Origin of the sequence: Paludibacterium sp. B53371, from assembly GCF_018802765.1 — a bacterium.
Lineage (GTDB): Bacteria > Pseudomonadota > Gammaproteobacteria > Burkholderiales > Chromobacteriaceae > Paludibacterium.
In genome coordinates, this window is record NZ_CP069163.1 from 2,388,586 (window position 1) to 2,409,116 (window position 20,531).

A 20,531-nucleotide genomic window follows, 5' to 3' on the forward strand; every position below is an offset into this window, starting at 1 on the left:
CAGCGCATGAAAATCAGTCATAACTTCGATGCCGGTAGTATCGAGATCGTTTCCGCTCAACAATTCGACGATATCCAGCTGCGAATCCGTGCGGACAATGCCGCCAGTTTCGCCCAGTGGTTTTATTTCCGCCTGCAAGGCGCGGCGTACGAGAACTGTACCATCCGCTTCCTGAATGCCGGGGCCTGCGCTTACCCCAAGGGCTGGGTCGATTACCAGCCGATGGCGTCCTACGACCGCATCAACTGGTTCCGTGTCCCCGCCGAGTTTGATGGCGAAGTCATGACCATCGAACATGTGCCGCTGGCCAATAGCATCTATTACGCCTATTTCGAGCCTTACTCCTACGAGCAGCACCTGAACCTGATCGGTCAGGCACAGGGCTCGGGGCTTTGCCAGGTATCCTGCCTGGGATCGACCGTGGAAAACCGCGACATCGATCTGCTGACCATCGGCCACGAAGTCGAATCCGACCTGAAGGTCTGGATCATCGCCCGCCAGCATCCCGGCGAGACCATGGCCGAGTGGTTCATCGAGGGACTGCTCAACCGCCTGCTCGACACCCAGGACCCGACATCGCGTGCCCTGCTGGATCGCGCCACCTTCTACGTGGTGCCGAACATGAATCCGGATGGCGCCATTCACGGCAATCTGCGCACCAACGCCGCCGGCGCCAACCTCAATCGCGAGTGGCTGGCCCCGACCGCTGAACGCAGCCCGGAAGTCCTGCATGTCAGAGAGAAGATGCAGCAGACCGGCGTCGACCTGTTTCTCGACATTCATGGCGATGAAGGCCTGCCCTATGTGTTCTTCTCCGGCACCGAGGGTGTGCCTTCCTACGATGCGCGCATCGAAGCCATCGAAAACGAATTCAGGTCACTCTTCAAGCAGGCCAGCCCCGACTTCCAGGACGAGTTTGGCTACGCGCGCAGCGCACCGGGAACCGCCGATTTGTCGATGGCCACCAACTGGGTCGGCGAGCAGTTCCGCTGCCTGGCCTACACGCTGGAAATGCCCTTCAAGGACAATGCCAACCTGCCCGATGACGATTTCGGCTGGAACGGCCAGCGCAGCCTGCGGCTGGGCGAAGCCATGCTGAGCGCCATCTATGGCATTCTCGGCAAGGTACGCTAACGCCGATGCCCGCCGGGCATAAAAAAAGCGCCTGTTAGGCGCTTTTTTATTTGCCTGCCGGCAGAATCAGATTGCCAGATCCTGCATGGTTTTACCGGCGTTCAGCAGCTCCTGTACCCACACCGGCTTGCGGCCACGACCGGTCCAGGTCAGTTCCGGATGCTGCGGATGGCGGTACTTGGCCTCTACCGGCTTGCGCACACCGCCGGACTTGCCGAGGACTTCTTCGATGGTCAGGCCATGGGCCTTGGCCAGATCCATAATCTGCTTTTTAGCCTTGGCTTTTTCTTCTTGCTCGCGAGATTTGATCTCGACATCCAGCTTTGACTTCAAATCAAGCAACTCTGCATAGCTGAGTTTATTCAGTTCCATTTATCTGCCTACCTTGTCATGTTCATTGGGTATCCCACAGAAATATGCGGGAGATAGAATTCATGCATTTACACCTGTTTCGCCAGCCGAGTACCGGCGTACTGGCTGTGTTTTTTATTTATTTTATTCATCAGAAACTGAATAAGGCAAGGACTGAATTTCGATTTTTTGTGACAGCGCCTTATCGAGATAAATTCCCTCGTCAATTGTCGACAACTGAATAACGGCCAGTGCAAGGCTAAATCCAGGCTGCTCCCGCGCCACATTGACAATCGTCCCAACCGACTGATCCCCCATGCTTTGACAATATAAAGGGGCGCCGGAGACTGCCTCGCCGGGCAGGCGGATTTTCAGCATGCGGCGTTTGATTTTGCCAAGATATCGCGTACGGGCAATGATCTCCTGCCCGGGGTAGCAGCCTTTGGTAAAACTGATCGCATCGATCAGGTCCAGATTGACCATTTGCCCGACAAACTCATCCTGAACAGCCAGGGAAATCCAGGGCACCCCGGCCGCAATATCCAGCAGAGACCAGACCTCAGGTTCAACCGGCAGCCCGGCCTGCGGCAATACCACACCACCTTGCGCCGGAGACAACAGCAACAGGGCGCCATGACGCAAACGCAGCAGCATCGTTCCAGGCACAGCAGCAGTCAATTGCAGAGGAGATTCCGGAATCACATGCCCTTGCTGACTCAGCCAGGATTCCGCATCGGCACCATTCAACCCGCTCAGCACCCAGTCATCACAAATGGTCAATTTGACTTTCGAGCGCAGGATAAACATCGCCAATCTTCTTGCTATCGTTTCAGCCAAATCTGACGCGACAAGAAGATAATAATCTTCGCCAAATTGCCATAACAAAAACGAGGCCAACAGACGTCCCTTGGCCGAGGAATAACCGGTATATTGAGCGTTACTACCATTGAGCAAACGGACATCATTGCTCAACTGCCCCTGCAGAAAACTCCCCGCCTCTTCACCCGTTACCCTGAGCAAGCGAAACTGACTCAGAGAACAAACCACGGAGGATTGCTGCAGGGCGGCCAACTGCGCCGGATAATCGGCAAAGACCATTTCAGCATCATGGCTTAGTGCACCAGATAACCCGGATTGCAATTCGCTGCTCATGGCTGGACTCCCTTTAGTTTTAATACTGAATATCCTACCAAAATGCCGACGTCAGCCATAGCAGGATCCTTGGCGCAGAAAAATGTCATTTTCATAATATATTTTAATTCATGGTCTTAGACACAAAGCTAAAATAATATCGCTGCCGACACAAATTATCGTTTGACACACTGCCAATTGGCCAGTATAGTTCTGCCTCACGATTCCCTGATAGCTCAGTTGGTAGAGCGACGGACTGTTAATCCGCAGGTCGCAGGTTCGAGCCCTGCTCGGGGAGCCAAATTCAAAAACCCCAGTCATGAATGACTGGGGTTTTGCATTTCTGCCCGACAAAAAATGACAGAACGACCGCAACACGGCCTGAATTTTCAACAAATACGTCAGACAGACATTTAGACCACCAAACCAGCGACAACAGGCCCCGGCCGCCTTAGGCTTTCTTGACCACACCCCGGCTGCTGGCTAAGCTTCGGGCTTCTGCGCACCCACCCACATCTCACATCACCATGATCACACTCACGCTCAAACCCGGCCGGGAAAAATCCCTGCTCAATCGCCACCCATGGGTTTTTTCCGGTGCCATTGATCGCATGGACAGCCAGCCGACAAGCGGTGAAACCGTCCTTCTACGGGCACACGACGGTCGCTTTCTGGGCTACGCCGCCTTCAGCCCGGCCTCTCAAATCCGTGCCCGGGTATGGAGCGTCAACGAACAAGCGGTGATCGACGAGGCCTTTTTACACCGCCGGCTACAGCAAGCCATCGCCGCCCGACCCGCCATTCGCCACGATGCCGGGCAGCGCCTGGTCCATGGCGAGTCCGATGGCCTGCCGGGACTGGTGGTCGATCAATACGGTCCGGTTCTGGTCCTGCAAGCCCTGTCAGCCGGCATTGAGCGCTTCAAACCGGCACTGGTCGAATCACTGCGACAACTGACAGACTGCCAGTGCATCTATGAACGCTCGGATGTGGACGTACGTACCCTGGAAGGCCTGCCGCCTCAGGCTGGCGTCTTGTGGGGCCAGCTGCCGGCCGGGGTACTGAATATTGAAGAGTACGGTCTGCGCATGCAGGTGGATGTGGTCAACGGCCAGAAAACCGGCTTCTATCTCGACCAGCGGGAAAACCGCCGCCGCATCGGCGAACTGGCGCGTGACCGCGACATGCTCAATTGCTTCTGCTTCAGCGGCGGCTTCTCGCTCGCCGCCTTGCGCGGCGGGGCCAGGCACGTCGTCTCGGTAGACTCCTCGGCGGAAGCCCTGCAGCAGGCCGAACGCAACCTGCAACTCAACGGACTGGACCCGGCACGCGCCGACTGGGTAGAGGCCGACGCCTTCAAATACCTGCGTCTGCTGCGCGACCAGGGCCGCAGTTTTGACCTGATCATTCTCGACCCTCCCAAGTTTGCACCGACGGCACAGCACGTGGAAAAGGCTGCCCGCGCCTACAAGGATATCAACCTGCTCGGCCTGAAATTGCTGCGCCCGGGCGGCCTGCTGGCCACCTTCACCTGCTCGGGCGGCGTCAGCGCCGACCTGCTGCAGAAGATCGTCGCCTCGGCGGCGGTCGACGCCCGCTGTGACGCCAGCATTGTCGAGCGCTTCACGGCCGCCCCCGACCACCCGGTCGCCCTGTCCTTCCCGGAAGGCGACTACCTGAAAGGCCTGCTGGTTCGCAAGGCCGGTGCCTGATGATCCCCCTGCGCCGGGCCGTCGCCGTACGGTCCGGCGTCACGCCTGTCAGAAAATCGCTTCTGACGCGACTAACCTACAGACAACTTGCTGCCGCACATTCATCATGCTACACAGGGATTTTTCCCCTGGAGACAGCATGACCGTCCGTGCCGAGGAGCTGGAGCCACATCGCCAGGGTTTGCTGCGCTACGCACTGTTTCGCCTGCGAGACGAAGATGCCGCCCACGATCTGGTACAGGAGACATTTGTCGCCGCACTGGAAAAACCGGACAGCTTCGCCGGCAACTCGGCGCTGGCCACCTGGCTGACCGGCATCCTCAAGCACAAGCTGCTGGATGCTCAACGCCGGCAAGGTCGCGAGTTGACGCTCACCCCTGATGAAGAGGAAGACCTGTCTGATCTGGCAACCCTGTTCGACCATACCGGACACTGGGGATCGGATGGACCAAGACGCTGGCAAAAGCCTGAAAGCAATCTGGAAGACCAGCAGTTCTGGCAAGTCTTCCGCGAGTGCAGCCAGCGCATGCCACCCCGCAGCGCCCTGGTCTTCACCCTGCGCGAGGTTCAGGACATGGAGATCGGCGAAATCTGCCAGCAACTGGAGATCACCGCGTCTCATTGCTCGGTACTGCTATACCGGGCACGCATGAGCCTGCGCTTATGCCTTGAGAAGAACTGGTTTGGAGAAACATCATGCGATTGACTTGCCAACAGGTGTCACGACTGCTGTCGCAGGCTCAGGATCAACCTCTGTCATTGGGTGAACGCATCAAGCTGCGGCTGCACCTGAGCGTTTGCGATGCCTGCAGCAACTTCCGCCGGAGCCTCGGCTTCATCCGCCAGGCCGCCCGACGCAGGCCCCCGCAGCCATAAATAGCGCGCAGAGAAGATGCCGCCCATACGACAAAGCCCGGTTACTCATCGAGTAACCGGGCTTTGAACTTGGAGGCGGGGGTCGGAATCGAACCGGCGTACACGGCTTTGCAGGCCGCTGCATAACCACTCTGCCACCCCGCCATGAGGTGTTGATCGCAATGCGATCCAGTCTGGAGCGGGAAACGAGGCTCGAACTCGCGACCTCAACCTTGGCAAGGTTGCGCTCTACCAACTGAGCTATTCCCGCGTAAAACTGTTTGTGTGTCGCTGGAGCGGGAAACGAGGCTCGAACTCGCGACCTCAACCTTGGCAAGGTTGCGCTCTACCAACTGAGCTATTCCCGCATACGGCACAACATTAAATTTTGGAGCGGGAAACGAGGCTCGAACTCGCGACCTCAACCTTGGCAAGGTTGCGCTCTACCAACTGAGCTATTCCCGCGTCGCTAAAAACTTTACCGGGGTGTTGGAGCGGGAAACGAGGCTCGAACTCGCGACCTCAACCTTGGCAAGGTTGCGCTCTACCAACTGAGCTATTCCCGCACTCCGGATTTCTTCCCGAAGCTTGCTTCGAGAGACTGCGAATTATAAAGATTAATCCGCTTCTGTCAACCGATTACAGATCAATTTTTTTACCTGAAAATTCACCGGCGGCCATTCGGAGGTAATAAACCATTGACCACAAAGTCAAAATGACGGCGACAACCATGCAAATATTTCCCAGCAGCAATGTGTCAAACCCCGGGATCACCGGACCTGCGTACAGCAGCAGCAGAATCGCCACCATCTGCGCGGTCGTCTTGAGCTTGCCGATATAGGCCACGGCAACGCTCTTGCGGCTGCCCATTTCCGCCATCCATTCGCGCAAGGCGGAAATGGCGATCTCCCGCCCGATGATGATCATCGCCATCCAGCCCGGGGTGCGATTGAGCTCGACCAGCAGGATCAGCGCCGCGGCGACGATCAGTTTATCGGCCACCGGATCCAGGAACGCACCGAATGCCGAGGTCTGCTTGAGGCGGCGGGCCAGATAGCCATCCAGCCAGTCGGTGATCGCTGCCAGGGCAAAGATCAGCGCGCCGACGATGTTGCGCATGTCGAAATTCAGCACCGTATCGGGCAGAAAAAAGACCGCGACGCAAATCGGAATCAAGGCGACCCGAATCCAGGTCAGTAATATCGGCAAATTGAACGGCATCGCACTGCTTCTTGTAATTTGCACTGCCAGGGCTAGTGCAAGGCGTTATAAATTTGTTCGGCCAGCGTCCGGCTGATTCCCTCGACCTGGGCCAGATCATCCTGACTGGCTGCCACCACCCCGCGCAATCCGCCAAAACGCATCAGCAGCCGCTGACGCCGTTTGGCCCCGACCCCCGGGATCTCTTCCAGGCTGGAGGCGATGCGTGCCTTGGCCCGTCGCGCACGGTGACCGGTGATGGCAAAGCGGTGAGATTCGTCACGGATGGTCTGAATCAAATGCAAGGCCGGATGGTCATGCGGCAATTGTACCGTTTTTTGCAAGTAGGGAAGGATCAGTGTTTCCAGACCCGGTTTGCGCTCCTCGCCCTTGGCCACCCCGACAATCGGCACATCAAAGCCCAGTTCGGCAAAAACCTCCAGCGCCACCCCCACCTGCCCTTTGCCGCCATCGATCAGCACCAGATCCGGGCGTTTGCCCTCACCGGCCATCACTTTGCCATAACGACGTGACAGAACTTCGCGCATGGCACCGTAATCATCCCCGCCCTTGGCGGTTTCGATATTAAAACGGCGATATTCCGAGGGCTGCATGTCCGTCTGGTCATACACCACGCAGGAAGCCACGGTGGCTTCACCCTGAGTATGGCTGATATCAAAGCACTCGATCCGCTCAACGCCTTCCAGCGACAACACTTGATTGAGCTGCGCCAGACGGTGCGCTTGATTGGCGTGACTGGCCAGTTTCTGCAGGATGGCCAGATCGGCATTTTTCTCTGCCATTTCCAGCCAGACACGGCGCTCGCCGATCGGGTTGTGTACCAGGGCCAGCCGGCGCTCGGCCTGCTCCTCCAGCCGTTCGCGCAGGGCGGCGGAAATCTCGCCATTGGTGACAATCAATGGCGGCAAGGGGGCGCCGAGATAATGCTGCGCCAGAAAGGCCTCACGCACCGCGTCGAGATCCGCGCCCTCGTCATTGCTCGGGAACAGGCTCTTGTCGCCCAGATGGCGCCCACCGCGAATCATCACCAGATTGACGCAATACACGCCCTCGCGCGCCACCACCGCCACCACATCGGCGTCATGCTGGGCCGCATTGCTGGAAACGAATTGCTTCTCGCGCATGGTCGACAGCGCCTGAATCTGGTCGCGCAGCTCGGCCGCCTGTTCGAAGGCCATCTGTTCCGCCGCGGCCATCATGCGCTCGGTCAGGCGATCCGTCAGATCCGAGTCCCGTCCCTGCAGGAAGGCCACAGCGCTGGCAACATCGGCGGCATAGCCCTCCTGATCGATATGCGCCACGCAAGGCGCCGAGCAGCGCTTGATCTGATACAGCAGACAGGGCCGCGAGCGATTGGTGAAAACGGCATCCTCACAAGTACGCAGGCGAAAAACCTTCTGCAGCATCTGAATGCTCTCGCGCACGGCATAACTGTTGGGAAAGGGGCCGAAATACTGATGCGGCCGCTTTGGCTCGCCGCGGTAATAACGGATCTGTGGAAAGGCATGCGCCGTCAGCATCAGATAGGGATAGGACTTGTCGTCGCGGAACAGGATGTTGTAGCGCGGCGTCAGGGCCTTGATCAGATTGTTTTCCAGAATCAGCGCTTCGGCCTCGGAGCGCGTCACGGTGGTCTCGATGGCCGCAATCTGGCGCACCATCAGCTGGATGCGCGGCGACAGATCGCTTTTCTGGAAATAGGAACTGACCCGACGCTTCAGGTCGACGGCCTTGCCGACATACAGCACTTTGCCCTGGGCATCCAGCATGCGATAGACACCGGGCAACTGAGGCAGATTGGCCAGAATCGGTTTAGGGTCAAACGGGGGTGTTTTGCTCATGGCTTCCATGCTTGCGACTCGCGGTCCGGCCGCGCCCAGCGCTCATTCTATCAAGCATTTCAACCCGCTTGGCGTATGCTGCAAAAGCGGCTTGCCAACACAGGGTTTTGCATCCATAACCCTTGTACCTGTATAATGCTCATTTGCCGCAAAGGAAACGCCAGATGCGTATCATCGAGAAAGCCTATACTTTCGACGACGTTCTCCTCGTCCCCGCGCACTCCGCAGTACTGCCTCGCGACGTACAACTCTCCACCAAACTGTCCCGCAACATTCAGCTGAATCTGCCATTGCTGTCCGCAGCCATGGACACGGTGACCGAATCCCGCCTGGCGATCGCCATGGCCCAGGAAGGCGGCATCGGCATTCTGCACAAGAACATGACTGCGGAAAAACAGGCGCTGGAAGTCTCCAAGGTGAAACGCCACGAAAGCGGCGTCGTCAAAGACCCGATCACCATCGCCCCGGACATGCTGGTGCGCGATCTGGTGCTGCTGACCCGCCAACACAAGATTTCCGGCCTGCCGGTCATCGAGAACGGCAAGGTCGTCGGGATTGTCACCAACCGTGACCTGCGTTTCGAAACCCGTCTGGATCAGACGGTCGGTTCGATCATGACCCCGCGCGAGCGCCTGGTGACCGTCAAGGAAGGCGCCAGCATCGACGAGGCACGTGAGCTGATGCACCACCACCGCCTCGAGCGCGTGCTGGTGGTCAACGATGCCTTTGAGCTCAAGGGCCTGATCACCGTCAAGGACATCATCAAGACCAGCGAACACCCGTTCGCCTGCAAGGACAGCCAGGGCAGCCTGCGCGTCGGCGCCGCCGTCGGCGTCGGTGCCGGCACCGACGAGCGTGTCGAACTGCTGGTTGCCGCCGGCGTGGACGTGGTGGTAGTGGATACCGCCCACGGTCACAGCCAGGGCGTGATCGAGCGCGTACAGTGGGTCAAGAAGAACTTCCCGCACGTGGACGTCATCGGCGGCAACATCGCCACCGCCGCTGCCGCCAAGGCACTGGCCGACGTGGGCGCCGATGCGGTCAAGGTCGGTATCGGTCCGGGCTCCATCTGCACCACCCGTATTGTCGCCGGTGTCGGCGTACCGCAACTGACGGCCATCCACAACGTCTCCGAAGCCCTGCGTGGCACCGGCATCCCGATGATCGCCGACGGCGGCATCCGCTTCTCCGGCGACATCGCCAAGGCGCTGGCAGCCGGCGCCAACTGCGTGATGCTGGGCGGCATGTTTGCCGGTACCGAAGAGGCGCCGGGCGAAGTCGAGCTGTATCAGGGCCGCTCCTACAAGTCCTACCGTGGCATGGGCTCGCTGGGCGCCATGACCCAGGGCTCGGCAGACCGCTACTTCCAGGACAACGAAGCCAACACCGACAAGTTCGTCCCGGAAGGCATCGAAGGCCGCGTTCCTTACAAGGGTCCGATTGCTCAGGTCATCCACCAGCTGATGGGTGGTCTGCGCTCCTCGATGGGCTATCTGGGTTGCAACAGCATCGACGAGATGCACCAGAAAGCCGGCTTCGTCGAAATCACCTCGGCCGGCATGCGTGAATCGCACGTGCACGATGTGCAGATCACCAAGGAAGCGCCGAACTACCACGTCGACCGCTGATACCCGCCGTCCTGACAACAAAACGCCGCGAATCACTTCGCGGCGTTTTTTTATCGACCCGTCACGGGGTGGTCTCAGACAGGCATCAACAAGCGTTCCAGCATCTCGGCCTGGCTCTGCGCCTCCGGCGACCAGCTCACCCCCTGCAACAGAATGGTCTGTTGCAGCGTACTGTCACCGGCATCGAACAGCTGCAGCGCCGTACCCTCGGTACCTGCTACCAGCACCGTATCCATGCCTTGCGGCAGATAGAGGCGATCGATACCCAATTCAAAATCGGTAATCGTATCGGTCCCGCCCAGCTCCTCGCGGTGCCAGAAGAACTCATCACGGCCCTCGCCACCGGTCATGAGATCCTCACCCGCCCCACCGGCAATACGATCATCACCACGCCCGCCCAGCAGCACATCATTGCCGTCGCGCCCCTCCAGTGAGTCATGACCATCGCTGCCGTCGATGCGATCGTTACCGGCGGCACCATCCATGATCTCGCCGTAACGCCCCCCCTGCATTACGTCATCCTGATCGCTGCCATCGATAAACAGCGGCGGCACAAGCAGGGTGGTGCCATCTTCCACTTGAACGGCCGAAGTCGTGGACGACCAAACATTATGCTTTTGCATGGATTCGCTCCTATAAGATGAAAAGTGTGAACGCCTGCCATCCGGCATCCACGCTCTGAGAGCGACCCTGCGGGCGGAAATTTCCGCCTTGGCACGGCTTCAGTACCGACCGACGCAACCTGACTCCCTCGCCGTCAGCATCGCTACCGCAAGGGAATCCACAAATCCGTCTGCAACGCCATCGGCGCTGTCGTGCGCGGGTTGTTCAAATACTCCTCAATACAAGGCAAGTCGGCCGGCTCCTCGCCACTTTGCGGCAACCACTCGCGATACAGGCTGCGCCAGCTGCGGGTCAACTCATTGTACGGACCGGTGTGGCGGGTCGCTGCGAAACGGCCTGCTGGCAAGCGCCACAACACCAAGCCCTCCGGCGCGGGCCGATCCGCAGGCCAGCTCATGGCGGCTGCCGAGCGTAGGCGTTCGACCGGCACGCTGTCCGGATCGTCGTCATAGAGGCCGAATACGCGTGGCGACTCACCCGAACCACAGCCCGGCATGCCGCGCAGCATCAAATCATCAAAAGCCTCGCCAATGCGCATGTAATCGCCCTGATGCGGGCGCAACAGCAAGGTCATAGGATGGTCGAGCGTCACGATTCGAACAGTCTGCATAAACGTCTCCAGATCAAAGCGGGGGGCGCGCCGGACTCCGGCGCGATAGCGGCCGGGCGACATGCCATAATGCCGGGCAAAACGCCGCACAAAGGCAGCCGGACTGCCATATCCTGCCTGTCTGGCCACCTGCTGCAGCGACAGATCGGCATGCGACAGCTGGCGCGCTGCCCGCAACAGCCTGGCACGCTGCACCGTGTCAAACACAGTTTCCCCCATCAGTCCGCGATAAATACGGTGAAAATGACAGGGCGAGAAACAGGCCACCTCGGCCAGACGCTCGAGCGACACATCCTGATCCAGATTCGCCCACAGGAAACGCAAGGCCAGGCGCAATCGGGCCAGGTAGCGGAGATCTGTGTCATGACGACGGTAGCCAGTTTTCATGTTCACAGCCTAGCGGATCCTCATTGATCGTTTTTGCGCAAATGCACAGCCAGCCTGCGAGCTGGCTGATGTCGTTATAATCAGCGAAAACCATGACGAATGACCAAACAAAATGCACACAACATGCCGTACCGAATCCTTGCTGCTGCGCCAGCACCGTTATCACATCCGCCACTGGGGCGATGAGGGAGCACCGAAACTGTTCATGCTGCACGGCTGGATGGACTGTGCGGCCACCTTCGAATTTCTGGTCGCGGCCCTGCAGCAATCCTGGCACGTGATTGCCCCCGACTGGCGCGGTTTTGGTGATAGTGAATGGAATCGCGACCATTACCACCCGGCCGATTACCAGGGTGATCTGGATGCCCTGCTGAGCCATTACAGCCCCGACGAACCGGCGCGCCTGGTCGGCCACAGCATGGGGGCCATGATCAGCGGCCTGTATGCCGGCATTCGCCCGGAAAGGGTCAGGGCGCTGGCGCTGGTCGAGGGGTTCGGTCTGCCGGACAGCAAGCCGGATGAGGCGCCGGGTCGCTATGCGCGCTGGCTGAAGGAGCTGCGTCAGCCACCGACCTTCCCGCCGCTGCCTTCGCTGGCGCAGGTGGCCGACAAACTGATCGAGCGCAACCGGCGACTGAGCCGGGAACGCGCCGACTGGCTGGCCGCCCAGCTGACCCGCCCGCTGCCTGACAACGAGCAGTGGACCTACCGCGCCGATCCGCGCCACAAAATGGTCAACCCGGTGCTCTATCGGCTGCGCGAAGCCCAGGCTTGCTGGCGCCGCATCACGGCACCCGTCCTGTGGGTCATGGGGGGCGATATGTGGGATCACCCGATGGCCAAAGGCGTATTTGATACGCTGGACCAGCGTCGAGGCTGCTTTGCCAATCTGCGCGAGGAAACCGTGGCCGATGCCGGTCACATGATCCAGTGGGAGCAACCCGAGGCACTGGCTCGGGTATTGGAAGATTTCTTCAGTCCGGGCAGCGCGGACGCAGACTGAAGCGCACATCGCGGCCGACCAGGCGTACGTCATCGATGGTGACGCGCTGCTTGTCGGCCAGGTCTTGCAGTGCCGGCCAGGCAAACAGGCCGCGGGCAGCATCCCCGGCCAGGGCCGGCGCCAGATACAGCACGATCTCATCCACCAGTCCGGACCGCAGCAAGGCGCCATTCAGCCCGGCACCCGCCTCGACCATCAGATGATTGATACCGCGCTGGGCCAGCACACTCAGCAGCACGGTCAGATCGGCGCGCCCCTCCCGGGCAGGCACGCTCAGCAGCTCGACCCCGGGCAGCTGAAAACGCGCCCGCTTTGCCGCATCCGACTCACACGTCGCCAGCCAGGTCGGCAAACCCTGATAAATCCGGCTCTCCGGTGCCGTCACCAGCGCACTGTCCAGCACCACGCGTTGCGGCTGAGCGGCCTGGGCGATGTCGCGCACGGTCAGTTGCGGATCATCTGCCAGCACCGTGCCACTGCCGGTGAGAATGCCATCATGGAAGGCGCGCAGCCGCTGCACATCCTGGCGCGCCTCCGGGCCGGTAATCCATTGGCTCTTGCCATTGAGCAAGGCGGTCTTGCCATCCAGCGTGGCCGCCGCCTTTAGGGTCACCCAAGGCCGCTGGCGCGACACACGCGACAAAAAACCGCGATGCACCCGCCGCGCCTCGGCCTCCAGCAAGCCGGACTGAGCGGGAATCCCTGCTGCCTGCAGCATGGCCAGCCCGCGGCCGGAGACTTCGTGATAGGGATCGACCATGGCCGCGACCACCCGCGCCAGGCCGTGGCGAATCAGGGCCTCGGCACAAGGCGGGGTACGACCGTAATGACTGCAGGGCTCCAGCGTGACGTAGGCCGTGGCCCCGGCCGGCGACTCGCCGCGCGCCGCACAGTCCTTCAGTGCCTGTACCTCGGCATGATCACTGCCGGCCTGCAAGGTGGCACCGCTGCCAATGATGCGGCCATCACGCACCAGCACGCAGCCCACCCCGGGGTTGGGCGCCGCACGGCGCGTGGCCGCCTCGGCAAGACGCAGCGCCTGCTGCATGAAGACATGATCATCGGCAGTGAACATAGATGGTATTCCGTGAAAACTCAGGACGCCTGCCGCGCACGCCATTGCGGCAGCAGCAGACCATAGATGGCATGGTCAAGGACACGTTCTCCCACCCATTCGCGACCATGCAGAATCCCCTCGAGCGTGAAGCCGAGATGCTCCGGCAAGGCGCGGCTCGACAGGTTATCCACAGCGCAGGCAATCTGGATCCGATAGAGATTGAGATGGGTAAAGCCATAGTCGATCAGCGTCTGGCAGGCTCGCCGCATGATGCCGCGCCCCTGCCAGGCCGTACCGAGCCAATAGCCGATTTCGCTGCGGCGCATGGCGGGCTCCAGTGCAAAGAAACACAGCACCCCGGCCGGAAAACCATCCACACAGAGCAGCAGATTGAGAAAACGACCATCGCGATTGCCATCGCGGGAAAAGCGGATATAGCTCAGGCTGTCGGTCACATCGCGCATTTGCGCCAGCCAGGGCATCCACGGCGCCAGCAGTGCGCGGTTGTCGTTGATCAAGGCCAGCAAGGCCTCGGCATCGCTCTCTTCCGGCTCGCGCAGGACGATGCCGTCACCGACCGACAGCATCATCCCTGGCGACTGGACTTCTGCACTTCCTGGATGGCCTCGCTGAACTCGGCGACATCCTCGAAACTGCGGTAGACAGAAGCGAAGCGCACATAAGCCACCTTGTCCATGCGCGCCAGTTCGTTCATCACCATCTCGCCGATCTGGCGCGAGCTCACTTCGCGCTCGCCCAGCTGCAGCAGACGGTGGCTGATACGGTCGATGGCCTCATCCACCAGGGTGGTGGATACCGGACGCTTGTGCAGGGCACGCATGAAACTGGTACGCACGCGTTCCGGATCGAACTCGGCACGATGCCCGCCGGTCTTGACCACCTGCGGCATGCGCACATCGGCCGTTTCAAAGGTGGTAAAGCGCTTTTCGCACTTCAGGCAACGACGTCGGCGACGGATGCTGGTGCCGTCCTCATTGACACGCGAGTCAATCACCTGGGTATCGGCATGGCCGCAAAACGGGCATTTCATGGCTTTAAACCCCTGTTGACAGTCCGGAAAATGCGATCTTAACAGCAATAATATGCCAAGTTAATGATTTCGCCATCAAAATCGCAAAATGTGTCGCAATTAGTGCGGTCTGACGGAACATCTTGGGTCATGCCCCATGGGCACAAAAGAAAAACGCCACGACCTGCGTGGCGTTCTTTCCAGGACAACAAACCGCCGCTTACTTGCGGCCGTAAACCGGGAAGCGTTGGCACATGGCCTTGACCGCTTCGGCCACATTGGCCAGCACGGCCTCATCCTGCGGCGCTTCCAGCACATCGGCAATCAGATTGGCCAGTTCACGGGCTTCCTGATCACCAAAGCCGCGCGTGGTCATCGCCGGCGTACCGATACGGATACCGGAAGTCACAAAGGGCTTTTCCGGATCATTCGGAATAGCATTCTTGTTCACGGTGATATGGGCGCGACCCAGAGCGGCTTCGGCATCCTTGCCGGTAATCTTCTTGGCACGCAGATCCAGCAGGAACACATGGCTCTCGGTCTTGCCGGAGACAATGCGCAGACCACGCTCGATCAGGGTTTCGGCCATGATCTGGGCGTTCTTCTTCACCTGCTGCTGATAGGCCTTGAACTCCGGGCTGGCGGCTTCCTTGAACGCCACGGCCTTGGCTGCGATCACATGCATCAGCGGACCACCCTGCAGGCAGGGGAAGATCGCCGAATTAAGGATCTTCTCGTGTTCGGCACGCGACAGGATGACCCCGCCACGCGGCCCGCGCAGGGTCTTGTGGGTGGTGGTGGTCACGAAGTCTGCAAACGGCACCGGGTTCGGATATTCACCGGCGGCAACCAGGCCGGCGTAGTGGGCCATATCGACGAACAGATAGGCACCGACGGCGTCGGCTATCTGACGCATCCGGGCCCAGTCGATCTTCAGCGCATAGGCCGAGGCACCGGCAACAATCATCTTCGGCTTGTGCTCGCGGGCCAGTTGCTCGACTTCTTCATAATTGAGCACTTCATTGGCATCGAGACCGTAGGTAATGGCGTTGTACAGCTTGCCCGAGATATTCACCGAGGCACCGTGGGTCAGGTGACCGCCGTGCGCCAGGCTCATGCCTAGAATGGTATCGCCCGGTTTCAGCACCGACACGTAAACCGCCTGATTGGCCTGCGAACCGGAATGCGGCTGAACGTTGGCATACTCGGCGCCGAACAGTGCCTTCAGGCGCTCGATGGCCAGCGCCTCCACCTTGTCGACATGCTCGCAACCACCGTAATAACGCTTGCCGGGATAACCCTCTGCGTACTTGTTGGTCAACACCGAACCCTGCGCTTCCATTACGGCCGGACTCACATAGTTCTCGGAAGCAATCAGCTCCACATGGTCTTCTTGACGGCGGTATTCGTCCTCCATGGCGGCGGACAGTTCCGGGTCATACTTGGCAATCGTCAGATCGGCTGCAAACATCTTGGCACATCCCATAAGGTGGGTTAACGATAACGGCGATTTTACATGATTTACCCACTACTGCGTCATGTCATTCCACGCATTTATTCAGGCAAAAAACGCATACAAATCAAGCACGGGCGGGCAAAACGATCTCTTCAATTCGAACCATTTCCACCTGACACTCATGCAGCAGCGCCAGCACGTCCTGTTCGATGCGTTCGACATGATCCAGCGGGGCCAGGGGCCAGACAAACCGCTCGGCCACTTCCGGCTGGTCGGCCGTGGCGATCGACAGCTGCAACTCTCCGCCCTCATGGGCCGACAAGGTCACCACCGGCTCACGACCCTCGCTGCGCAGCTTGCGCAGCAAGGCGCTGACAAACACCTGCATAGCGACCTCAAGGCGCGCCTGATTGCCGGCTACCATGGCCTGCATCAGCGGAGCAGGGGCACGGAAAATCGGGAACAGGGTCACCCCCTCGGTCTTCAGCGCCTCACCGAGGAACTTCATCATCGCCGTCCCCCAGGCACCGATACGGACTGAATAATCGACCGGCGCGACATGGTCCTCCTCACGGATCGCCACCCCGACCAGATAGCGCAGAAACACCCCCTCCTCCTTGACCGTCACCGCACTGGCCTCCAGCGGCAGCGGCAGCCCCCGCGCAGCATCCGCCAGCTGGCGGTGATAGCGGTAGAGCTGGGCCGGCGAAATGGCCACCACATCGTCCGGATGCAGCAGCTTGCCCGAGAGGAAGACCTCACTGTGTTCGGCAAAGACACCGTGCTGGCGCAGCAGGCCATTCAGACCGTCCACATCGGCAATCCGGTCCGGCAGCGTGGCACGCTGGCGCGAACCCGCGACCAGCACCAGCGGCATGGCAAACACCTCGGCATGCCGCCCCGGCACCTGCTCGACGGCCTGACGCAGCGCCTGCCACAGCACCTGATAAGCCGCCTGCGAAGGCGCCATGTTCAGTGCCACCGAGATCAGCAGCACCTCGTCCCGCGCCAGCAGATCGGACATGGCGTCGCGCAAGGCCAGTTGCTCCAGCTCCCGGGCCTCCTCCGAGGCCGAGGCGAGCACGGTGCCGGCCATGTGGATCAAACGGTTACTGACACTGGCGGTGGGATACAGACGGGGATCGGGCAAATGCTTGGGCGTCATCATGTCATCCTGCTGCAATGCAAAAGCAGTATTGTCTCACAACAGACAGCGACAAAGACCCCTTGAAAATGGCGGTTATTTTCGTTTTCAAACATAAGGATTAGATAATAAGCGACAGAATTTTACATTTTCCGCGCACTCCCGAACGGCAGGAATTGACACTTCTCGGTGTGCTACGGATAATTCAGCCACGTTGAGATGCAGCAATTGCTTCTTGATAGTTTCTCCTCTATTTCTCCTTTGTAGACTTAGCGCGGACCCAAGGCCCGCGCATTTTTTTGCCTTTTTTCAGGCACTTACCCAAAAAAACGTCATTTCAAAACCCAAGACCACCCTGCAGACATCCCCCTTCGGCGACCTGACCTTGAGCAAAATGCCAGCCGGCGACGGCCTCTCCTGGCGCCACCTATCACCGGCAAAACAATCGATTGTATACAGTTCGCTTTCTGACAAGTCAGCAACGAACCATGTTCGTCAGTGCGAAAAACGAACATTTTTCACCCCAAGTGGATGTCATACGGATAGCAAAAAGGCATTTTAATGCCAGACCTGATCGGATACAGGCCACGGACAGCCTGATCCGACCGGCAGGGTAGGACGTCAGAGACCTGGCCAGGCCTTGCGCAAGCGGGCCAGTGTGCCATCGGCCTGCATGCGCGCGAGGCCGTCATTGGCCGCTGCCAGCAGGGCATGATCGCCCTTGCGCACCACAAAGGCATAGGCATCCTGCCCAAAGGACGGACGAGAAATCAGCCGCAGGGACGGATCTTCGGCATCGGCACGCCGCAGGGCATGCAAATCGCCAAAGATGGCGTGCACATCGCCAGACTTGAGATCCGCCAGCATGGGGGGCAGACCGGGATAGAGACGCAGGGCGGCAGCCGGCACCCCCAGACGCTGCAACCAGCCGATGGCACTGCTGTCGGCCAGCACGCCGATGGACTCGATGCTGCGCGGATCTGTCCGGCCACCGCGCGCCGGAATCAGCAGCACTTGCGGCTCATAGAAATAGGGACGGGAAAAATCGAAGTGTTGTTGCCGCGCCGGTGTGATCGCCACGGCAGAAACCACCATGTCGACCCGGCCTTCGGTCAGCGCCGGCAACAACATCGGCCAGGCCAAATTCACCAGCTTGACGCTCTTGCCCTGGGTCTTCGCCCAGGCATTGACCACATCAATATCAAAACCGGACAGACGGCCATGATCATCCACCGACTCGAAGGGCGCGTAACTGGCGTTGATGCCGACTCGCACCACCCCGGCAGCCCAGGCAGATGAGAGACCAACCCACAGCAGCAACAGCAAGCTGACGAACCGATTCATTTTTCCTCCTGCTCATGACCATCCTGCAACAAAAAAACCGGCTGGCAAGGCCGAACCGGTTTTCCTGGCTTGCGACGGGCGTACTTTACCGCTTTTCTACCTGACTGACATCCCGTACCGCACCGGTCGAGGCCGAAGTCGTCATGGCGGCATACGCCCGCAAAGCCGGACTGACCAGACGGTCACGACGCTGAGGCCGCCAGCCCTGCTGCTCGCGTTCGGCGCGGCGACGCGTCAGGATCGCCTCGTCGACCGCCAGCTCAATCTTGCGCGCAGGGATATCGATACGGATCAGATCCCCCTCCTCCACCAGACCGATCAGGCCGCCCTCGGCCGCTTCCGGCGAAACATGGCCGATACTCAGGCCAGAGGTACCGCCGGAGAAACGACCATCGGTCAGCAGCGCACACGCCTTGCCCAGCCCCTTGGACTTCAGATAGGAAGTCGGATAAAGCATTTCCTGCATACCCGGCCCGCCCTTCGGCCCTTCGTAGCGAATCACCACCACATCACCGGCTTGAATCTTGTCGGCCAGAATGGCTTCGACAGCCGCATCCTGGCTCTCGAACACCCGGGCCCGGCCATCAAAGCGCAGAATGCTGTCATCGACGCCAGCGGTTTTTACGATGCAGCCATCCTCGGCCAGATTGCCAAACAACACTGCCAGACCACCATCCTGGCTATAGGCATTGGCCCGGCGGCGAATGCAGCCGGCGGCCCGGTCCAGATCCAGTTCGGGGAAACGCATGCTTTGCGAGAAGGCCAGCGTCGTGGCCACCCCGCCCGGCGCCGCGCGATAGAAACGCGTCGCGGTCTCATCCACGCCATCACGGGCCACATCCCACTGATCCAGCGCCGCCCCCAGCGACGGACTGTGCACGGTCGGCACTTCGCGCGCCAGCAACCCGGCACGGTCCAGCTCACCCAGAATGGCCATCACCCCGCCAGCACGGTGTACATCTTCCATATGGTATTTCTGCGTGGCCGGGGCCACCTTGCACAGGCAAGGGACCTTGCGGGAGATGGCATCGATGTCCGCCATGGTGAAATCCACCTGCGCTTCGTGCGCCGCGGCCAGCAAATGCAGCACCGTATTGGTCGAGCCGCCCATCGCCACATCCAGCGACATGGCATTGCCAAAGGCTGCGCGCGAGGCAATGCGGCGCGGCAGGACGCTGTCATCATTCCCCTCGTAATAACGCCGCGCCAGATCCACGATCAGACGACCGGCACGCAGAAACAACTCCTTGCGATCGGCATGGGTGGCCACCAGCGAGCCATTGCCCGGCAGCGACAGGCCCAGCGCCTCGGTCAGACAGTTCATCGAGTTGGCGGTAAACATGCCGGAACACGATCCGCAAGTCGGACAGGCGGAGCGCTCCAGCTCGGCCACCTCGGCATCGGAGACCGCCGGGTTGGCCGCCTCGACCATGGCATCGACCAGATCCAGCGCACGGGCCTCGCCCTGCCAGTTCACCTTGCCGGCTTCCATCGGCCCGCCGGAAACAAACACCACCGGGATGTTCAGCCGCAGGGCCGCCATCAGCATCCCCGGGGTAATCTTGTCGCAGTTGGAAATGCAGACCAGCGCATCGGCACAATGGGCATTGACCATGTATTCGACCGAATCGGCAATCAGGTCACGCGAAGGCAGGCTGTAGAGCATGCCGCCATGCCCCATGGCAATGCCGTCATCAATGGCAATGGTGTTGAACTCTTTGGCCACGCCGCCGGCGCGTTCGATTTCCCGGGCCACCAGTTGCCCCAGGTTATGCAGGTGCACATGCCCCGGAACAAACTGAGTGAACGAGTTGGCAATGGCGATGATCGGCTTCTGGAAGTCTTCATCCTTCATGCCGGTGGCGCGCCACAGCGCACGGGCGCCGGCCATGTTGCGGCCGGCGGTAGAAGTTCTGGAACGATATTCAGGCATGACAATTCCTTGCTCTATTTCACTAAAATGCCAGCGTTTCCGGTCGCACTTTCAAAAGACTGGGTCCAGT

At 60.0% G+C, this 20,531-nt stretch carries 19 protein-coding genes and 6 tRNA genes; 7 read left to right on the plus strand and 18 right to left on the minus strand.

Annotated features, from left to right (window positions below):
* The first annotated feature begins 6 nt into the window (after positions 1–6).
* A complete protein-coding gene (locus JNO51_RS11475; protein WP_215777293.1) occupies positions 7–1,134 on the plus strand; it encodes a M14-type cytosolic carboxypeptidase in 1,128 nt (375 codons plus the stop codon).
* Positions 1,135–1,200: 66 nt separating this feature from the next.
* Here the strand turns inward: JNO51_RS11475 and JNO51_RS11480 are convergent, their stop codons facing one another.
* Together JNO51_RS11480 and JNO51_RS11485 are read right to left on the minus strand one after the other, a co-directional pair.
* The gene (locus JNO51_RS11480; protein WP_215777295.1) at positions 1,201–1,506 is read right to left on the minus strand and encodes an H-NS family nucleoid-associated regulatory protein; all 306 of its coding nucleotides are present in this window, start codon (positions 1,504–1,506) and stop codon (positions 1,201–1,203) included.
* A gap of 123 nt (positions 1,507–1,629) precedes the next feature.
* Positions 1,630–2,637 carry a folate-binding protein YgfZ gene (locus JNO51_RS11485; RefSeq protein WP_215777298.1) on the minus strand — a complete coding sequence of 336 codons (1,008 nt, stop codon included), beginning with the start codon at positions 2,635–2,637 and terminating at the stop codon, positions 1,630–1,632.
* 204 nt (positions 2,638–2,841) lie between these two features.
* On the opposite strand from JNO51_RS11485, the gene JNO51_RS11490 reads away from it, so the two are divergent.
* The 4 genes from JNO51_RS11490 to JNO51_RS11505 all read left to right on the plus strand — a co-directional run bounded on the left by JNO51_RS11490 (position 2,842) and on the right by JNO51_RS11505 (position 5,204).
* Positions 2,842–2,917, plus strand: a tRNA-Asn gene (locus tag JNO51_RS11490).
* A gap of 226 nt (positions 2,918–3,143) precedes the next feature.
* A complete protein-coding gene (locus JNO51_RS11495) occupies positions 3,144–4,328 on the plus strand; it encodes a class I SAM-dependent rRNA methyltransferase (protein WP_215777302.1) in 1,185 nt (394 codons plus the stop codon).
* Between the two features lie 139 nt (positions 4,329–4,467).
* Complete coding sequence (locus tag JNO51_RS11500) at positions 4,468–5,034, plus strand: sigma-70 family RNA polymerase sigma factor (protein ID WP_215777305.1); 567 nt, start codon at positions 4,468–4,470, stop codon at positions 5,032–5,034.
* On the plus strand, positions 5,025–5,204 hold the full coding sequence (locus JNO51_RS11505; RefSeq protein WP_215777307.1) for a zf-HC2 domain-containing protein: 180 nt from the start codon (positions 5,025–5,027) through the stop codon (positions 5,202–5,204). The genes JNO51_RS11500 and JNO51_RS11505 overlap by 10 nt, the downstream gene beginning before the upstream one ends.
* Positions 5,205–5,274: 70 nt before the next feature.
* Here the strand turns inward: JNO51_RS11505 and JNO51_RS11510 are convergent.
* The 7 genes from JNO51_RS11510 to uvrC all read right to left on the minus strand — a co-directional run bounded on the left by JNO51_RS11510 (position 5,275) and on the right by uvrC (position 8,245).
* A tRNA-Cys gene (locus tag JNO51_RS11510) sits at positions 5,275–5,348 on the minus strand.
* A 30-nt stretch (positions 5,349–5,378) separates the two neighbouring features.
* Positions 5,379–5,454, minus strand: a tRNA-Gly gene (locus JNO51_RS11515).
* A 21-nt stretch (positions 5,455–5,475) separates the two neighbouring features.
* Positions 5,476–5,551: transfer RNA gene (locus tag JNO51_RS11520), tRNA-Gly, on the minus strand.
* A 21-nt stretch (positions 5,552–5,572) separates the two neighbouring features.
* Positions 5,573–5,648 (minus strand) — tRNA-Gly (locus tag JNO51_RS11525).
* A 25-nt stretch (positions 5,649–5,673) separates the two neighbouring features.
* A tRNA-Gly gene (locus JNO51_RS11530) sits at positions 5,674–5,749 on the minus strand.
* A 73-nt stretch (positions 5,750–5,822) separates the two neighbouring features.
* Positions 5,823–6,404 (minus strand): CDP-diacylglycerol--glycerol-3-phosphate 3-phosphatidyltransferase, encoded by a 582-nt coding sequence (gene pgsA, locus JNO51_RS11535; RefSeq protein WP_215777309.1) that lies wholly within the window; start codon positions 6,402–6,404, stop codon positions 5,823–5,825.
* Positions 6,405–6,436: 32 nt separating this feature from the next.
* Positions 6,437–8,245: an excinuclease ABC subunit UvrC gene (gene uvrC, locus JNO51_RS11540; protein WP_215777312.1), complete on the minus strand. Its 1,809-nt coding sequence runs from the start codon at positions 8,243–8,245 to the stop codon at positions 6,437–6,439.
* Between the two features lie 164 nt (positions 8,246–8,409).
* Between uvrC and guaB the strand changes: the two genes are divergently transcribed.
* A complete protein-coding gene (gene guaB / locus JNO51_RS11545) occupies positions 8,410–9,873 on the plus strand; it encodes an IMP dehydrogenase (protein WP_215777314.1) in 1,464 nt (487 codons plus the stop codon).
* Positions 9,874–9,947: 74 nt separating this feature from the next.
* Here the strand turns inward: guaB and JNO51_RS11550 are convergent, their stop codons facing one another.
* Positions 9,948–10,496: a calcium-binding protein gene (locus tag JNO51_RS11550; protein WP_215777316.1), complete on the minus strand. Its 549-nt coding sequence runs from the start codon at positions 10,494–10,496 to the stop codon at positions 9,948–9,950.
* Positions 10,497–10,639: 143 nt separating this feature from the next.
* Positions 10,640–11,494, minus strand: a complete 855-nt coding sequence (locus tag JNO51_RS11555; protein ID WP_215777318.1) for a GyrI-like domain-containing protein — start codon at positions 11,492–11,494, stop codon at positions 10,640–10,642.
* Between the two features lie 112 nt (positions 11,495–11,606).
* On the opposite strand from JNO51_RS11555, the gene JNO51_RS11560 reads away from it, so the two are divergent.
* Positions 11,607–12,497: an alpha/beta fold hydrolase gene (locus JNO51_RS11560; protein ID WP_215777320.1), complete on the plus strand. Its 891-nt coding sequence runs from the start codon at positions 11,607–11,609 to the stop codon at positions 12,495–12,497.
* Here the strand turns inward: JNO51_RS11560 and ribD are convergent.
* The 7 genes from ribD to ilvD form a co-directional block, all read right to left on the minus strand.
* Positions 12,469–13,572, minus strand: a complete 1,104-nt coding sequence (gene ribD / locus JNO51_RS11565; RefSeq protein WP_215777322.1) for a bifunctional diaminohydroxyphosphoribosylaminopyrimidine deaminase/5-amino-6-(5-phosphoribosylamino)uracil reductase RibD — start codon at positions 13,570–13,572, stop codon at positions 12,469–12,471. The two genes, JNO51_RS11560 and ribD, sit on opposite strands and share 29 nt — an antisense overlap.
* A 20-nt stretch (positions 13,573–13,592) precedes the next feature.
* Complete coding sequence (locus JNO51_RS11570; RefSeq protein WP_215777325.1) at positions 13,593–14,144, minus strand: GNAT family N-acetyltransferase; 552 nt, start codon at positions 14,142–14,144, stop codon at positions 13,593–13,595.
* Positions 14,141–14,605, minus strand: a complete 465-nt coding sequence (gene nrdR, locus JNO51_RS11575; RefSeq protein WP_215777327.1) for a transcriptional regulator NrdR — start codon at positions 14,603–14,605, stop codon at positions 14,141–14,143. The genes JNO51_RS11570 and nrdR overlap by 4 nt, the downstream gene beginning before the upstream one ends.
* A gap of 199 nt (positions 14,606–14,804) precedes the next feature.
* Positions 14,805–16,055: a serine hydroxymethyltransferase gene (gene glyA, locus JNO51_RS11580; RefSeq protein ID WP_215777329.1), complete on the minus strand. Its 1,251-nt coding sequence runs from the start codon at positions 16,053–16,055 to the stop codon at positions 14,805–14,807.
* A 109-nt stretch (positions 16,056–16,164) separates the two neighbouring features.
* On the minus strand, positions 16,165–17,208 hold the full coding sequence (locus JNO51_RS11585) for a hypothetical protein (RefSeq protein ID WP_215777331.1): 1,044 nt from the start codon (positions 17,206–17,208) through the stop codon (positions 16,165–16,167).
* A 597-nt stretch (positions 17,209–17,805) separates the two neighbouring features.
* Positions 17,806–18,528 carry a transporter substrate-binding domain-containing protein gene (locus tag JNO51_RS11590; RefSeq protein WP_215777334.1) on the minus strand — a complete coding sequence of 241 codons (723 nt, stop codon included), beginning with the start codon at positions 18,526–18,528 and terminating at the stop codon, positions 17,806–17,808.
* Positions 18,529–18,613: 85 nt separating this feature from the next.
* The gene (ilvD, locus tag JNO51_RS11595; RefSeq protein WP_215777336.1) at positions 18,614–20,461 is read right to left on the minus strand and encodes a dihydroxy-acid dehydratase; all 1,848 of its coding nucleotides are present in this window, start codon (positions 20,459–20,461) and stop codon (positions 18,614–18,616) included.
* Positions 20,462–20,531 lie beyond the last annotated feature (70 nt).

Excerpts from the sequence above, each read along its gene's own strand:
- JNO51_RS11475 (WP_215777293.1), top strand. The coding sequence starts at position 7 with ATGAAAATCAGTCATAACTTCGATGCCGGTAGTATCGAGATCGTTTCC.
- JNO51_RS11480 (WP_215777295.1), bottom strand. The coding sequence starts at position 1,506 with ATGGAACTGAATAAACTCAGCTATGCAGAGTTGCTTGATTTGAAGTCA.
- JNO51_RS11485 (WP_215777298.1), bottom strand. The coding sequence starts at position 2,637 with ATGAGCAGCGAATTGCAATCCGGGTTATCTGGTGCACTAAGCCATGAT.
- JNO51_RS11495 (WP_215777302.1), top strand. The coding sequence starts at position 3,144 with ATGATCACACTCACGCTCAAACCCGGCCGGGAAAAATCCCTGCTCAAT.
- JNO51_RS11500 (WP_215777305.1), top strand. The coding sequence starts at position 4,468 with ATGACCGTCCGTGCCGAGGAGCTGGAGCCACATCGCCAGGGTTTGCTG.
- JNO51_RS11505 (WP_215777307.1), top strand. The coding sequence starts at position 5,025 with ATGCGATTGACTTGCCAACAGGTGTCACGACTGCTGTCGCAGGCTCAG.
- pgsA (WP_215777309.1), bottom strand. The coding sequence starts at position 6,404 with ATGCCGTTCAATTTGCCGATATTACTGACCTGGATTCGGGTCGCCTTG.
- uvrC (WP_215777312.1), bottom strand. The coding sequence starts at position 8,245 with ATGAGCAAAACACCCCCGTTTGACCCTAAACCGATTCTGGCCAATCTG.
- guaB (WP_215777314.1), top strand. The coding sequence starts at position 8,410 with ATGCGTATCATCGAGAAAGCCTATACTTTCGACGACGTTCTCCTCGTC.
- JNO51_RS11550 (WP_215777316.1), bottom strand. The coding sequence starts at position 10,496 with ATGCAAAAGCATAATGTTTGGTCGTCCACGACTTCGGCCGTTCAAGTG.
- JNO51_RS11555 (WP_215777318.1), bottom strand. The coding sequence starts at position 11,494 with ATGAAAACTGGCTACCGTCGTCATGACACAGATCTCCGCTACCTGGCC.
- JNO51_RS11560 (WP_215777320.1), top strand. The coding sequence starts at position 11,607 with ATGCACACAACATGCCGTACCGAATCCTTGCTGCTGCGCCAGCACCGT.
- ribD (WP_215777322.1), bottom strand. The coding sequence starts at position 13,572 with ATGTTCACTGCCGATGATCATGTCTTCATGCAGCAGGCGCTGCGTCTT.
- JNO51_RS11570 (WP_215777325.1), bottom strand. The coding sequence starts at position 14,144 with ATGATGCTGTCGGTCGGTGACGGCATCGTCCTGCGCGAGCCGGAAGAG.
- nrdR (WP_215777327.1), bottom strand. The coding sequence starts at position 14,605 with ATGAAATGCCCGTTTTGCGGCCATGCCGATACCCAGGTGATTGACTCG.
- glyA (WP_215777329.1), bottom strand. The coding sequence starts at position 16,055 with ATGTTTGCAGCCGATCTGACGATTGCCAAGTATGACCCGGAACTGTCC.
- JNO51_RS11585 (WP_215777331.1), bottom strand. The coding sequence starts at position 17,208 with ATGATGACGCCCAAGCATTTGCCCGATCCCCGTCTGTATCCCACCGCC.
- JNO51_RS11590 (WP_215777334.1), bottom strand. The coding sequence starts at position 18,528 with ATGAATCGGTTCGTCAGCTTGCTGTTGCTGCTGTGGGTTGGTCTCTCA.
- ilvD (WP_215777336.1), bottom strand. The coding sequence starts at position 20,461 with ATGCCTGAATATCGTTCCAGAACTTCTACCGCCGGCCGCAACATGGCC.